Origin of the sequence: Mycolicibacterium litorale, assembly GCF_010731695.1 — a bacterium.
GTDB lineage: Bacteria > Actinomycetota > Actinomycetes > Mycobacteriales > Mycobacteriaceae > Mycobacterium > Mycobacterium litorale.
The window spans coordinates 3,321,371-3,335,889 of record NZ_AP022586.1; the positions used below are offsets into that span (position 1 = coordinate 3,321,371).

General features: G+C 66.9%; 11 protein-coding genes. 1 reads left to right on the forward strand and 10 read right to left on the reverse strand.

What is annotated here, in order from left to right; genetic code table 11:
• Nucleotides 1–17: 17 nt before the first annotated feature.
• From G6N30_RS15850 to G6N30_RS15880, 8 genes are all read right to left on the reverse strand, one after another.
• Nucleotides 18–3,965, reverse strand: coding sequence for a DNA-directed RNA polymerase subunit beta' (locus G6N30_RS15850; protein ID WP_134054359.1), 3,948 nt, complete (start codon nucleotides 3,963–3,965; stop codon nucleotides 18–20).
• 60 nt (nucleotides 3,966–4,025) lie between these two features.
• Nucleotides 4,026–7,544 (reverse strand): DNA-directed RNA polymerase subunit beta, encoded by a 3,519-nt coding sequence (gene rpoB / locus G6N30_RS15855; protein ID WP_134054361.1) that lies wholly within the window; start codon nucleotides 7,542–7,544, stop codon nucleotides 4,026–4,028.
• 516 nt (nucleotides 7,545–8,060) lie between these two features.
• On the reverse strand, nucleotides 8,061–9,143 hold the full coding sequence (locus tag G6N30_RS15860) for an ABC transporter ATP-binding protein (protein ID WP_134054363.1): 1,083 nt from the start codon (nucleotides 9,141–9,143) through the stop codon (nucleotides 8,061–8,063).
• Nucleotides 9,144–9,324: 181 nt separating this feature from the next.
• The gene (rplL, locus tag G6N30_RS15865) at nucleotides 9,325–9,714 is read right to left on the reverse strand and encodes a 50S ribosomal protein L7/L12 (protein ID WP_134054365.1); all 390 of its coding nucleotides are present in this window, start codon (nucleotides 9,712–9,714) and stop codon (nucleotides 9,325–9,327) included.
• Nucleotides 9,715–9,768: 54 nt separating this feature from the next.
• Entirely contained in the window at nucleotides 9,769–10,296 is a 528-nt protein-coding gene (gene rplJ / locus G6N30_RS15870) for a 50S ribosomal protein L10 (RefSeq protein ID WP_134054367.1), read from the reverse strand.
• Between the two features lie 279 nt (nucleotides 10,297–10,575).
• On the reverse strand, nucleotides 10,576–10,716 hold the full coding sequence (locus G6N30_RS26930) for a hypothetical protein (RefSeq protein ID WP_166674591.1): 141 nt from the start codon (nucleotides 10,714–10,716) through the stop codon (nucleotides 10,576–10,578).
• 22 nt (nucleotides 10,717–10,738) lie between these two features.
• Complete coding sequence (locus G6N30_RS15875; RefSeq protein WP_134054369.1) at nucleotides 10,739–11,647, reverse strand: ROK family protein; 909 nt, start codon at nucleotides 11,645–11,647, stop codon at nucleotides 10,739–10,741.
• A gap of 11 nt (nucleotides 11,648–11,658) precedes the next feature.
• Nucleotides 11,659–12,426, reverse strand: a complete 768-nt coding sequence (locus G6N30_RS15880; protein WP_134054371.1) for an endonuclease/exonuclease/phosphatase family protein — start codon at nucleotides 12,424–12,426, stop codon at nucleotides 11,659–11,661.
• A gap of 63 nt (nucleotides 12,427–12,489) precedes the next feature.
• On the opposite strand from G6N30_RS15880, the gene G6N30_RS15885 reads away from it, so the two are divergent.
• Nucleotides 12,490–13,041, forward strand: a complete 552-nt coding sequence (locus tag G6N30_RS15885; protein WP_134054372.1) for a nucleotidyltransferase family protein — start codon at nucleotides 12,490–12,492, stop codon at nucleotides 13,039–13,041.
• On the opposite strand, the gene G6N30_RS15890 is transcribed toward G6N30_RS15885, so the two are convergent.
• Nucleotides 13,031–13,984, reverse strand: coding sequence for a helix-turn-helix transcriptional regulator (locus G6N30_RS15890; protein ID WP_134054374.1), 954 nt, complete (start codon nucleotides 13,982–13,984; stop codon nucleotides 13,031–13,033). The genes G6N30_RS15885 and G6N30_RS15890 overlap by 11 nt on opposite strands.
• Nucleotides 13,985–14,002: 18 nt before the next feature.
• A complete protein-coding gene (locus G6N30_RS15895; RefSeq protein WP_134054376.1) occupies nucleotides 14,003–14,494 on the reverse strand; it encodes a DUF2243 domain-containing protein in 492 nt (163 codons plus the stop codon).
• Nucleotides 14,495–14,519: the final 25 nt, after the last annotated feature.

A 14,519-nucleotide genomic window follows, 5' to 3' on the forward strand; every position in this document is an offset into this window, starting at 1 on the left:
GCTTTCTCGTGACGTGACTAGCGGTAGTCGCTGTAGCCGTAGTCGTCCAGCGGCACCGCAGCACCGGTGGCCTGACCGAAGTCGGGGCTGTAGTACTGATCCTCGTAGGACGGGATCGTGTACGCAGCGGCCCGGGCCTCCTCGGTGGGCTGCACCTGGATGTTGCGGTAGCGGTTGATCCCGGTACCGGCCGGGATCAGCTTGCCGATGATCACGTTCTCCTTCAGACCCTGCAGCTTGTCGCTGCGGCAGTTGATCGCCGCATCGGTCAGCACGCGAGTGGTCTCCTGGAACGACGCCGCCGACAGCCACGAATCCGTGGCCAGCGATGCCTTCGTGATACCCATCAGCACCGGGCGGCCGGCGGCGGGCTCGCCACCTTCCGCGACGACGCGACGGTTCTCCGACTCGAACTCCGCACGCTCGGTCAGCGAGCCGGGCAGGAACTCCGTCGCACCCGAATCGATGATCGTGACGCGACGCAGCATCTGCCGGACGATGACCTCGATGTGCTTGTCGTGGATCGACACGCCCTGGGCCCGGTAGACCTCCTGGACCTCGTGGACCAGGTGGATCTGCACCTCACGCGGACCCTGCACACGCAGGACCTCGTGCGGATCGGCCGAACCCTCCATCAGCTGGTCGCCGACCTCGACGTGATCGCCGTCGGACAGCACGCCTTCGCTGCCGTCCTCGTGCTTGATCACGCGCAGTCGCTGACGCTTGGAGAGCTTGTCGTAGACCACTTCCTCGCCACCGTCGTCCGGGACGATGGTGATCTTGTAGAAGCGCTCACCCTCCTCGAGCTGCACACGGCCGGACACATCGGCGATCGGCGCCTTGTTACGCGGCACGCGGGCCTCGAACAGTTCCTGCACGCGGGGCAGACCACCGGTGATGTCCTCACCCACACCACCCTGGTGGAAGGTGCGCATGGTCAGCTGCGTGCCGGGCTCGCCGATGGACTGCGCGGCCACGATGCCCACGGCCTCGCCGATGTCGACCAGCTTGCCGGTCGCCATCGAACGGCCGTAGCACATGGCGCACACGCCGGTGGCCGACGCACAGGTCAGTACCGAACGCACCTTGACGTGGTCGATGCCGGCCGCCAGCAGCTTGTCGATGGCCGGGTCGCCCAGGTCGTGACCGCGTTCGATGACGACGTTGCCGTCGGCGTCGACCGCGTCGGTGGCCAGGGTGCGGGCGAACGCCGAGGTCTCGACGTGCGGATCGCGGATCAGCGTGCCGTCGGCAGTCCGCTCGGCCAGCGTGACGTTGATGCCACGCTCGGTCTCGCAGTCGTGCTCGCGGACGATGACGTCCTGGCTGACGTCGACCAGACGACGGGTCAGGTAACCCGAGTCGGCGGTACGAAGAGCGGTGTCCGCCAGACCCTTACGGGCGCCGTGGGTGTTGATGAAGTACTCCAGCACCGTCAGGCCCTCACGGAACGAGGACTTGATCGGCCGCGGGATGAACTCACCCTTCGGGTTGGTCACCAGACCCTTCATGCCGGCCAGCGTTCTGGTCTGCGTGAAGTTACCCGTGGCGCCCGACTTCACGATCGTGATGATCGGGTTGTCCGCCGGGTAGTGCTGCTCCAGCGCCTTACCGACCTCTTCGGTGGCGTCCTGCCAGATCTTGACCAGCGAGTCGTTGCGCTCCTTGTGGTTCAGGGCACCACGCTGGTACTTGCGCTCGATCCCGTCGGCTTCCTTCTCGTACCGGTCGAGGATCTCCTGCTTCTGCGGCGGCACGAGCACGTCGGCCATCGACACGGTGACACCCGAGCGGGTGGCCCAGTAGAAGCCGGCGTCCTTGAGCTTGTCGACGGTCTGCGCCACGACGATCATCGGGAAGCGCTCGGCCAGATCGTTGATGATCCGGGCCTGCACCTTCTTGTGCATCTGCTCGTTGATGAACGGATACGAGATCGGCAGCAACTCGTTGAACAGCACGCGACCCAGCGTGGTCTCGGCCGTCCAGGCGTCGCCCGGCTTCCACCCGTTCTCGAACAGCTCGGCCTCCAGAGCGGCCGGTGGCCGCTGCTGGGTGAGCCGCACCTTGATCTTCGCGCGGACCGACAGCGCACCGCGGTCCATGGCCATGATGGCCTCGGCCGGCGAGCTGTAGACGCCCTGCTCCGCCGAGTCATTGGTGGCCGGCTGGTACTCGCCCTGGTCACCCTCGATCATGGTGGTCAGGAAGTACAGCCCGGTCACCATGTCCAGACGCGGCATGGCCAGCGGCTTACCCGACGCGGGCGACAGGATGTTGTTCGAGGACAGCATCAGGATGCGGGCCTCGGCCTGCGCCTCCGCCGACAGCGGAAGGTGCACGGCCATCTGGTCGCCGTCGAAGTCGGCGTTGAACGCCTCGCAGACCAGCGGGTGCAGCTGGATGGCCTTACCCTCGACCAGCTGCGGCTCGAAGGCCTGGATACCGAGGCGGTGCAGCGTGGGTGCGCGGTTGAGCAGCACCGGATGCTCGGCGATGACCTCTTCGAGCACGTCCCACACCTGCGGACGCTGACGCTCCACCATGCGCTTGGCGCTCTTGATGTTCTGCGCGTGGTTCAGGTCGACCAGACGCTTCATCACGAACGGCTTGAACAGCTCGAGCGCCATCAGCTTCGGCAGACCGCACTGGTGCAGCTTGAGCTGCGGGCCGACGACGATGACCGAACGGCCCGAGTAGTCGACGCGCTTACCGAGCAGGTTCTGACGGAACCGGCCCTGCTTGCCCTTGAGCAGATCGGACAGCGACTTGAGCGGACGGTTGCCGGGCCCGGTGACGGGCCGGCCGCGACGGCCGTTGTCGAACAGCGCGTCCACCGACTCCTGAAGCATGCGCTTCTCGTTGTTGACGATGATCTCGGGCGCACCGAGGTCGATCAGTCGCTTCAACCGGTTGTTGCGGTTGATCACGCGGCGGTACAGGTCGTTCAGGTCGGAGGTGGCGAAGCGGCCACCGTCGAGCTGGACCATCGGGCGCAGCTCCGGCGGGATCACCGGAACGGCGTCGAGCACCATGCCCATCGGCGAGTTCCGATTGGTCTGGAACGCCGCGACGACCTTCAGTCGCTTGAGCGCACGCAGCTTCTTCTGACCCTTGCCGTTCTTGATGGTGTCGCGCAGGCTGTCGGCCTCGGCGTCGATGTCGAAGTTCTCGATGAGCTTCTTGATCGACTCCGCACCCATGGCACCGGTGAAGTACTCGCCGTAACGGTCGACGAGCTCGCGGTAGAGCACCTCGTCCACGATGAGCTGCTTGGGAGCCAGCTTGGTGAAGGTGGTCCAGATCTCGTCGAGCCGGTCCAGCTCGCGCTGGGCCCGGTCACGGAGCTGACGCATCTCACGCTCGCCACCGTCACGCACCTTGCGGCGCACGTCGCTCTTGGCCCCTTCGGCCTCGAGCTCGGCCAGGTCGGCCTCGAGCTTCTGGGCCCGGGCCTCCAGGTCGGCGTCGCGCTGATCCTCGACGGCCTTCTTCTCGACGACCATCTCGGCCTCGAGCGTGGAGAGCTCGTTGTGGCGCATCTCGTCGTTCACGTCGGTGATGACGTAGGCCGCGAAGTAGATGATCTTCTCGAGATCCTTCGGGGCCAGGTCGAGCAGGTAGCCCAACCGCGACGGCACACCCTTGAAGTACCAGATGTGCGTGACGGGTGCGGCCAGCTCGATGTGCCCCATCCGCTCACGGCGCACCTTGGCGCGGGTCACCTCGACGCCGCAGCGCTCACAGATGATGCCCTTGAAGCGGACGCGCTTGTACTTACCGCAGTAGCACTCCCAGTCGCGAGTCGGTCCGAAGATCTTCTCGCAGAACAGGCCGTCCTTCTCGGGCTTGAGCGTGCGGTAGTTGATGGTCTCCGGCTTCTTGACCTCGCCGTAGGACCACTGACGGATGTCGTCCGCGGTCGCGAGACCGATGCGGAGTTCATCGAAGAAGTTGACGTCTAGCACGTAACTCCCTTTCCCCTTTCGGGACTAGAAAACTAACCAGGCACCACGGCGAGCCGTGAATCAGGCCAGATCTTCGACAGAGGCGGATTCGTTGCGGGACAGGTTGATTCCGAGGTTGGCAGCAGCGCGCTCCAAGTCCTCGTCGTCGCCGTCACGCATTTCGATCGCCGCGCCGTCAGAAGACAGCACCTCGACATTGAGGCAGAGCGACTGCAGCTCCTTGAGAAGCACCTTGAACGACTCGGGGATGCCCGGTTCGGGGATGTTCTCGCCCTTGACGATGGCCTCGTACACCTTGACGCGACCGACCGTGTCGTCGGACTTGATCGTCAACAGCTCCTGCAGCGTGTAGGCGGCGCCGTAGGCCTGCATGGCCCAGCACTCCATCTCGCCGAACCGCTGACCACCGAACTGCGCCTTACCACCGAGCGGCTGCTGGGTGATCATCGAGTACGGACCGGTCGAGCGGGCGTGGATCTTGTCGTCCACCAGGTGGTGCAGCTTGAGGATGTACATGTAGCCGACCGTCACCGGGTACGGGAACGGTTCGCCACTGCGGCCGTCGAACAACTGGGACTTGCCGTCCGAGTTGACCATGACGTCCCCGTCGCGGTTGGGCAGCGTGGAGGCGAGCAGACCCGACAGCTCGTTCTCGCGGGCACCGTCGAACACCGGGGTGGCGACGATGCTGTCCGACGGCGCCGAGTACAGCTCCTCGGGGAGCCGCTCGGCCCAGTCCGGTACGCCCTCGGCGCCGGCCACGTTGATGTTCCAGCCCGCCTTGGCGACCCACCCGAGGTGGGTTTCCAGGATCTGGCCGATGTTCATACGACGCGGCACACCGTGGGTGTTGAGGATGATGTCCACCGGGGTGCCATCGGGCAGGAACGGCATGTCCTCGACGGGCAGGATCTTGCCGATGACGCCCTTGTTGCCGTGGCGTCCGGCCAGCTTGTCACCGTCGGAGATCTTGCGCTTCTGCGCGACGTACACGCGGACCAGCTCGTTGACGCCGGCGGGCAGCTCGTCATCGTCCTCGCGCGAGAACACGCGGATGCCGATGACCTTGCCGGACTCACCGTGCGGCACCTTGAGCGACGTGTCGCGGACCTCGCGCGCCTTCTCGCCGAAGATCGCACGGAGCAGCCGCTCCTCCGGGGTCAGCTCGGTCTCACCCTTCGGGGTGACCTTGCCGACCAGGATGTCGCCGTCGCGGACCTCGGCGCCGATGCGGACGATGCCGCGCTCGTCGAGGTCAGCCAGCACCTCGTCGGAGACGTTCGGGATGTCCCGGGTGATCTCCTCGGCGCCCAGCTTGGTGTCGCGGGCATCGATCTCGTGCTCCTCGATGTGAATCGAGGTGAGCACGTCCTCCTCCACCAGGCGGTTGGAGAGGATGATCGCGTCCTCGTAGTTGTGGCCCTCCCACGGCATGATCGCCACGAGCAGGTTCTTGCCCAGGGCCATCTCACCGTTCTGGGTGCAGGGTCCGTCGGCGATGACCTGTCCGGCCTCGACACGCTGCCCGGCGTCCACGATCGGACGCTGGTTGGCGCAGGTGCCGTGGTTGGAACGGGCGAACTTGCGCATCCGGTAGGTGTGCCGGGTGCCGTCGTCGGCCATCACGGTGATGTAGTCGGCGCTGACCTCTTCGACCACGCCCGCCTTGTCGGTGACGACGACGTCGCCGGCGTCGATCGCGGCGCGCAGCTCCATACCGGTGCCGACCAGCGGGGCCTCGCTACGCACCAGCGGAACCGCCTGGCGCTGCATGTTGGCACCCATGAGGGCACGGTTGGCGTCGTCGTGCTCGAGGAACGGGATCATCGCCGTCGCGACCGACACCATCTGGCGCGGCGAGACGTCCATGTAGTCCACGTCGGCCGGAACCACGTTCTCGACCTCGCCGCCCTTACGTCGGACCATCACGCGGTCCTCGGTGAAGCGGCCGTCCTCGTCGATCGGCGAGTTGGCCTGCGCCACGACGTGGCGGTCCTCCTCGTCGGCGGTGAGGTAGTCGATCTGGTCGGTGACCACACCGTCGACGACCTTGCGGTACGGCGTCTCGATGAAACCGAACGGGTTGACCCGCGCGTACACCGACAGCGAACCGATCAGGCCGATGTTCGGACCCTCAGGGGTCTCGATCGGGCACATGCGGCCGTAGTGGCTGGAGTGCACGTCGCGGACCTCGAGGCCGGCACGCTCACGGGACAGACCGCCGGGGCCCAGCGCCGACAGGCGGCGCTTGTGGGTCAGACCCGACAGCGGGTTGTTCTGGTCCATGAACTGCGACAGCTGGCTGGTGCCGAAGAACTCCTTGATCGCCGCCACGACGGGACGGATGTTGATCAGGGTCTGCGGCGTGATCGCCTCGACGTCCTGGGTGGTCATGCGCTCACGCACGACTCGTTCCATACGCGAGAGGCCGACGCGGATCTGGTTCTGGATCAGCTCGCCCACGGTGCGCAGACGACGGTTGCCGAAGTGGTCGATGTCGTCGACCTCGACGGGCACCTCGGTGCCACCGGGCACCGTCATCACCGTGTCGCCCTGGTGCAGACGCACGAGGTACTCGATGGTGGCGACGACGTCCTCTTCGGTCAGCGTCGAGCTGGTGATCGGCTGGCCGGTGTTGAGGCCGAGCTTCTTGTTGACCTTGTAGCGGCCGACGCGGGCCAGGTCGTAGCGCTTCTCCTTGAAGAACAGGTTCTCCAGCAGGGTCTGCGCGGACTCCTTGGTCGGCGGCTCGCCCGGACGCAGCTTCCGGTAGATGTCGAGCAGCGCCTCGTCGGTGCCTGCGGTGTTGTCCTTCTCCAGCGTGCTCATCATGATCTCGCTGAAGCCGAACCGCTCGGTGATCTGCTCGTTGGTCCAGCCGAGCGCCTTGAGCAGCACGGTGACCGGCTGGCGGCGCTTGCGGTCGATGCGGACGCCGACGGTGTCGCGCTTGTCGACGTCGAACTCCAGCCACGCACCGCGGCCGGGGATCACCTTGACGCTGTGCAGCGTCTTCTCGGTGGACTTGTCGATGCTCTCGTCGAAATACACACCCGGCGAGCGGACCAGCTGGCTCACCACGACACGCTCGGTGCCGTTGATGATGAAGGTGCCCTTCTCGGTCATCATCGGGAAGTCACCCATGAAGACCGTCTGGCTCTTGATCTCACCGGTGTTGTTGTTGATGAACTCGGCCGTGACGAACAGCGGGGCCGCGTACGTCATGTCCTTGTCTTTGCACTCGTCGACGGGCGCCTTGACTTCGTCGAAGCGTGGGTCGGAGAACGACAGCGACATGGAGCCGGAGAAGTCCTCGATCGGCGAGAGCTCGGTCAGCACCTCTTCGAGGCCACCGGTCGGGTTCACGTCACCGCGTGCGATGGCCCGCTCACGCCAGCTGTTCGCCCCGATCAGCCAGTCGAAAGACTCCGTCTGCACGTCCAGCAGCCCCGGAACCTCGAGGGGCTCACGGAGCTTGGCGAAGGAAATGCGATTTGGTGCCCCGGGAACGGAGTTATTGGTGATAGTTTTTGCTGACTTGCTCTGGCTAGAGACTGCCAAGATGCATCCTTCCAGCACCTCAAGCGACTATGGGGGCCGGAATGCCCGGACCTTGCGCCGCGTATCTGCGTCGGTTCGGCTGGCATAGCGGCCTGTCCGGGCTCCCCGAAACACGGCACGCGTCTAGATCACTGAGCAGACTTCGGGCTCAGGCTAGGTCCACGGTGTCGGGTGCAGGTGAGGTGGGCAGGATGCAGCCAGCGCAACGTCCAACAATAGCGCAGGACGGCGCATTCCTCAACTGCCATACCACTGGCGTATGACAGGACCGGTCAGGCGCTGGCTGGCGTCCTCAATCCGTACATACATGCTGCCCAACAGATTGGCTTGTCAACCGCCTTCCGTCAAGAGATGACGCGGTGTTCGGTGTGGAGTTTCCGATCAAGACCAGCTGTGCCTGCCGATGGCAGGGTCAAGATCGACGACGTCATGATCGCCGCTGAACGCATTCGGCGCGGACGCCCGGACCCCCAGACCCGCGAAAAACACATCAGCCCCAGCAGAATCTGCTGGGGCTGACGTGTGGAAACGGGCTCAGCTCTCGCGGGCTACCGGGATCGACGCGGTCGGCGAATCGTCGACGTGGTGATGATGGCGAGTGGTCTGCTCGTCGGGGAAGTCGCGCGAGTGGAAGCTGCTCGTGCCGTCGAGGTCCTCCTGGATCGCCTGCTGCGCCTTGGGCGGCAGGGTGTGCAGGATCTCGCGGACGCGGGCCTGACGACGCGCAACCGCGCGGCGCTCGGGCATACCGGGCGTCGCCTGGATCTGCGGCGGCACACCCTCGATCTCCTCGACACCGCCGTCGTGGTGACCGGCGTCGACCATGGCCTGCTCTTCGGCCATCGTCGACTCGTCCTTCTCCTCCGACATTCCGATCGGCCCGAGGCGACGGCCGTTGAGGAACTGACGCACCACCGGCTCGTCACTGGTCAGCAGCACCTCACGCGGCCCGAACATCACCAGGTGCTTGCGGAACAGCATGCCCATGTTGTCGGGCACGGTGCGGGCGATGTTGATGTTGTGCGTGACGATGAGGATCGTGCAGTCGATCTGCGCGTTGATGTCGATCAGCAGCTGCGACAGGTAGGCGGTACGGACCGGGTCCAGACCGGAGTCGGGCTCGTCACAGAGGATGATCTGCGGGTCGAGCACCAGCGACCGGGCCAGGCCGGCGCGCTTGCGCATACCGCCGGAGATCTCACCGGGGAATTTGTTCTCGTCGCCACCGAGGCCGACGAGCTCCAACTTCTCCATGACGATCTTGCGGATCTCGCTTTCCTTCTTCTTCGTGTGCTCACGAAGCGGGAACGCGGTGTTGTCGTAGAGGCTCATCGAGCCGAACAGCGCACCGTCCTGGAACATGACGCCGAACAGGGTGCGGATCTCGTAGAGCTCTTTGGCCGAGCACTCGATGATGTTGGTGCCGTCGACGATGATCTTGCCGCGCTCGGGGCGCAGCAGGCCGATCAGCGACTTCAGGAACACCGACTTGCCGGTACCCGACGGACCGAGGAGCACGCTGACCTCACCGGCCGGCACCTCCATGGTGACGTCTTCCCAGATTCGCTGGGGCCCGAAGGACTTGGTCAGCCCCTCAACCTGAATACCAATGCCCACGCGCGATCCTTCCCAGAGTGCTTCGAGCCACGTCTCCCTGCCCTGTGGCTTGAGTCACTGTAGCGCACAGGCGATTGTGGCAACACGAGTGTCCGCAACATCGTGACCGTGACTGACAAACTGTGCAAACACGAAACCGCCCGGGATCGCGTGATCCCGGGCGGTTGCGTGCAGTGTGGAACTACTTGACGGTGACCGTCGCGCCGGCGGCCTCGAGCTTGGCCTTGGCGTCGTCGGCGGCGTCCTTGGCAGCCTTCTCCAGGATCGGCTTCGGGGCGCTGTCGACCAGATCCTTGGCCTCCTTGAGGCCCAGGCCCGAGACGATCTCGCGGACGACCTTGATGACGCCGATCTTCTTCTCGCCGGCGCTCTCGAGGATGACGTCGAACTCGGTCTGCTCTTCGGCAGCCTCGGCGGGGGCACCGCCGGCGGGGCCGGCAGCGGCCACGGCGACCGGAGCGGCGGCGGTGACCTCGAAGGTCTCTTCGAACTGCTTGACGAACTCGGAGAGCTCGAGCAGCGTCATTTCCTTGAACGCGTCGAGCAGTTCGTCGGTGGACAGCTTGGCCATGGTGTGGTCCTTTCCTTACTTACTTCTGTCTTGTCTGTCTTGTTGGGGTGGTGCTCAAGCGGCTTCTTCGCCGGCCTTCTTCTCCTGCAGCGCCGCGGCGAGGCGGGCGACCTGCGATGCGGGAGCGTTGAACAGCCCGGCGGCCTTGGCCAGGTTGCCCTTCATCGCGCCGGCCAGCTTGGCCAGCAGCACCTCGCGGGACTCGAGGTCGGCGATGCGGTTGACCTCGTCGACGCTGAGCGCCCGGCCCTCCATGTAGCCGCCCTTGATGACCAGCGCCTTGTGGTCCTTGGCGAAGTTCTTGATCGCCTTGGCGGCGTCGACCGGCTCGCCCTTGACGAACGCGATCGCCGTCGGGCCTGCGAACAGGTCATCGAGGCCGTCGATGCCGGCTTCAGAAGCCGCACGCTTGACCAGAGTGTTCTTTGCGACGGTGTAGGTGGCGGATTCCCCGAGCGAGCGGCGCAGCTGCGCGAGGTTGGCCACCGTCAGCCCGCGGTACTCGGTGACGACGGTGGCCGTCGCCTCCTTGAACTGCTCGGCAATGTCGGCAACCGCCGTGGCCTTGTCAGCCTTGGCCATGCATGCCTCCTTGTGGTGGGTATCGGATGCACCACCGAAGCGAAGGCCGGGCCGGAAACGACGAACGCCCCGACGCAGACAGGTCGGGGCGCAACAAAGACAGTGCCTCGTCCTCCTGCGTGGGCCGCCCGGATGAATCCGGAACCTTCAACCGATTGCTCGAGTGCCGTTGCTCTTCGCGCAAGCGCTCATCGGTGACCGACGGTCTTCGGTGGAACGATCAAAGGATAGCGGACCGGCCCGCGATCAGCCAAAACGCGAGCCGGTCCAGCGGGCGGGCTAGGCGGGCGAGAGCCGCTCCGGGGTTTCGGCCGGGGTGAGCCGCTCGGGGGTCTCCGCGGGGACGAGTCGCTCTGGGGTCTTGTCCGGTGTTCCGCGTTCGGGGGTTTCGGCCGGCTGGGGTTCGTTCGGCGCACTCATCTCCGTCGCGTACCCAATCGGTTCACCCGGCAATCGCGAGGGCCGCGGCGCCGATGAGGCCGGCGTCGCCGCCGAGTTCGGCGGGCAGCACGCGCAGGCCGTGCAGGAAGTCGAGGCCCGCGTAGGTCTCCAGCGCCGCGCGTAGCGGGTCGAACAGCAGCGCCCCGGAGCGGGCCACTCCCCCGCCGATCACCACGAGGTCGAGGTCACAGACCGCGGCGACGGACGCGATCGCCGCGGCGACGGCCCGGGCGCCGCGCTCGTAGGCCTGCTGAGCGACGGGGTCACCGGCGAGCGCCGCCTCGGCGAGGTCTTTGGCGTCGGCCTGCGGGGGTGCGGACCATCCGTGCGCGAGTGCCCACTGCACCATCCGCGGTCCCGCGGCGACGGTCTCCACGCAGCCGTGCCCGCCGCAGGAGCACAGCGCCCCGCCCGGGTCGACGACGACGTGGCCGACGTGGCCGGCGTTGCCGGTGCGGCCGTCGTAGGGCGCCCCGTCGAGGACGAGCCCGCCGCCGACCCCCGTCGACACCACCATGCCGAGCAGGAACTGCGCGTCCCGTCCGGCACCGCGCCACCGCTCGCCCATCGCCATGCACAGCCCGTCACCGCCGAGGCGCACCGGAAGACCGGCCACCGCCTGTACTCGCGCGACAATCGGAAAGTGTTGCCAGGCAGTGAGATTGATGGGGCTGACGGTTCCAGACGGCAGGTCGATCGGACCGGCCGACGCAATCCCGACGCGTCGCACCGCGCCGTGGCTCGCCGCCAGCGCCGAGGTGACGAGCGCTTCGGTGACCGCCCACACGGCCGAGGCGTCACCGCGCGGGGTGGGCTGTGTCGCCTGGTGCACGACGGCCCCCTCGGCGTCGACGAGGGCGGCGGCGATTTTGGTGCCGCCGATGTCGAGGGCCAGCGTGAGGTCCGCCATCGGGGGCGAATCTAGTCGCGGGTGATGTCGACGACCAGGGCGCGGTGATCGGACAGCGGCAGGCTCACGGCCTCACAGTGCTCGACGCGCAGCCGCGGATCGTCGGTGAGCACATGGTCGAGCTGGCGGTCGGGCTTGTCGGCGGGGAAGGTCAGCGCTTCGCCGAGCGGACGCATCCCGGTCCACCGTGCGGGCGTGGGCGGGCTCATGTTGAGGTCACCGACGAGCATCCGCGGACCCGCGAAGCCGCGGAGGTCGCGGACGAGGTGGCGCATCTGGACGCGGTTCCAGCCGGGCACGAACGACAGGTGGGTGTTGGCGACGGTGAGCGGCCCCAGCGGGGTGTCGAACGTGCCGACCATCGCGGCGCGGGGTTCCTCGTGGACGATCTGCACGCGGTTGGGCCCGGGCAGGTACATCGGGAACCGCACCGGGATCCGCGGTAGCCGCACAACCTGCCAGGTTTCGGCCGGGAAGCGGGACAGCAGCGCGATGCCGTAGGCCGCGGTGCCAGGTTGTTCGCGGCCGGTGGCGGCCATCCACGTCGCGCCGGGCGTGCCGGCGATTGCGGCGACGAAGCGGTGGCTGACCGCGTGCATGGCTTCGGCGGCGACGGCGGTCAGGTCGGCTTTGCCCGAGCGGGGTTGGTCGAGGTCGACCTCTTGCAGGGCGACGATGTCCGCGTCGAGTTCGCGGACGGCTTCGCGCAACCTGTCGAGGTTGACGTCGCCGTCGTGCACGCTCCGGCCGTGCAGAATGTTGAATGTCGCCACCCGCATGGGGTACTAGGTACCCGCCACAGGGTCTGACCGACACCCGACCGACCCCACGAAAGTAGGCCGATGTCTGCCCGAAACGAGGCTCTGCGTGATGCGTTGCGCCGCTCGGCCTCCGCGCTGCGCGCGCATGGACCGGAGTTCGCGCTGGCGGGCAGCTACGCGCTGTGGGTGTACGGCGGTCCGGAACCGGTGCACGACGTGGACTTCGTGGTCGCCGAGGAGGACACCGAATCGGCGGCACTGACGTTGGAGAAGGCCGGCTTCCGCATCGAGCGCACGCCGGAGGACTGGTTGTTCAAGGCGTGCGTGGGCGACGACTTCGTGATCGACGTCCTGCACGCGCTGAACGGCAAATCGGTGACGGCGCAGGACGTGGCGGCCGCCGAGGAACTCGACGTGCTGGCGATCCGGATGCGGGTGCTGCCGCCGACTCACGTCGTCACCGAGAAGCTCAACTCGCTCAACGAGCACCACTGCGACTACTCGGCGCTGCTGCCCGCGGTACGTGCCGTGCGGGAGGCCGTGGACTGGGACCAGGTGCGCGCGGACACGGCGGAGAACCCGTTCGCGAGCGCGTTCCTGGTGCTGACCGACAAACTCGGCATCACGGACTGACGGCGCGGCACAACCGCTCGGCCACCGCCTTCGCGGCGGCGATCACCTCCGGCGGTTCGAGCACCTCGATCTCCACCCCTCCGACGGCGAAGTAGAGCGCCATGCGTTCGGGGTCGTCGGCGCCGGCGGTGACGATGCACGCGTCCGGTCCGTCCGGTTCGATCTGCGCCGACGCAGGCGGGAAGTGCGCGGCGATCGCGTCGGCCGGCGCCTGGTAGCGCACCCGCGCCACGTGGCGGTAGGGCGAGGTGCTGATGGAGCGCCGCACGTAGTCGGCGGCGTCCGGCGCCTCGCGCGGGGCGAAGGTGCTGCCTGCCGCGGTGACGTCGGTCATCCGGTCCAGCCGCAGGCTGCGCCAGTCCTGTCTGTCGCGGTCGTAGCCGAGCAGGTACCAGCGCCGCCCGGTGGTCACCAAGTGATAGGGCTCGAGCCGTCGCCGGGTGGGGTTGCCGGCGCGGTCGACGTATCCGGCGGTGACGTGTTCGCGGTCGCGGCAGGCGCGGGCCAGTGTCATCAGCACGTCGGGTGCGACGACTTCGGAGGTGGTCGACGTGAGCGTCACGGTAGCGTCGTGGACGGCGGCCACCTGGGACCGCAGCCGGTTGGGCATCACCTGGTCCAGTTTGCTCAGTGCGCGCAGTGCCGACTCCCCCACGCCGGCCACCGATCCGCCCGCCGCGAGCCGTAGGCAGACGGCCATCGCGACGGCCTCGTCGGGATCGAGGAGCAGCGGCGGCAGGGCGGCACCGGCGCCGAGTTGATAGCCGCCGCCGTGGCCCTTGCTCGCCGCGACCGGGTAGCCGAGCTCGCGCAGCCGGTCGATGTCGCGGCGCACACTGCGAGTGGTGACGCCGAGCCGTTCGGCGAGTTCTTCACCCGTCCACACCCGTCGCGACTGCAGCAGCCCCAGCAGTTGCAGGACGCGGCTGGTCGTTTCGGACACACGCCCAGCCTGCCAGAGTCAGCGGACGGTTTCTGTCCTTGGATCCAGCGAACGCACGCCCCGCCGGTAGAGCAGCCAGCCGCCGCCGCTCAGCAACAACCCGAAGATGAGAAAAGCGATGTCCCACGACAGCGGGCCGCCCAGGTCGTCGCGGACGTGGTGCACCTCCAGCAGCAGATGGTCGATGACGCCTTCGACGACGTTGAACACGCCCCAGCCCAAGATCAGCAGCCCGACGTGGAACGACCAGTTCGGCGCGACCCGGCCCTGCCGCCACGACACCACCATCAGCGTCGTCCCGGCCATCACCAGCAGCCAGGTCACGACGTGGAAGAAGCCGTCGGCGACGGTGTTGAGTTCCAGCCCGGCGAGGGTGTCCATCGGTTCGGTGCTGCTGATCATGTGGTGCCACTGCAGGATCTCGTGCAGCACGATGCCGTCGACGAAGCCGCCGAAGCCGAGACCCAGCAGGAGACTCGGCAGCGGAGTGGGTGCTCGGCGTTCGATCATGGCGCCGCCGTACCCGCCAACGCAC

Bases quoted from the DNA above. Each gene is read 5' to 3' on its own strand.
- rplL (WP_134054365.1), bottom strand. From the start codon at position 9,714: ATGGCCAAGCTGTCCACCGACGAACTGCTCGACGCGTTCAAGGAAATG.
- rplJ (WP_134054367.1), bottom strand. From the start codon at position 10,296: ATGGCCAAGGCTGACAAGGCCACGGCGGTTGCCGACATTGCCGAGCAG.
- G6N30_RS26930 (WP_166674591.1), bottom strand. From the start codon at position 10,716: ATGAGTGCGCCGAACGAACCCCAGCCGGCCGAAACCCCCGAACGCGGA.
- G6N30_RS15875 (WP_134054369.1), bottom strand. From the start codon at position 11,647: ATGGCGGACCTCACGCTGGCCCTCGACATCGGCGGCACCAAAATCGCC.
- G6N30_RS15880 (WP_134054371.1), bottom strand. From the start codon at position 12,426: ATGCGGGTGGCGACATTCAACATTCTGCACGGCCGGAGCGTGCACGAC.
- G6N30_RS15885 (WP_134054372.1), top strand. From the start codon at position 12,490: ATGTCTGCCCGAAACGAGGCTCTGCGTGATGCGTTGCGCCGCTCGGCC.
- G6N30_RS15895 (WP_134054376.1), bottom strand. From the start codon at position 14,494: ATGATCGAACGCCGAGCACCCACTCCGCTGCCGAGTCTCCTGCTGGGT.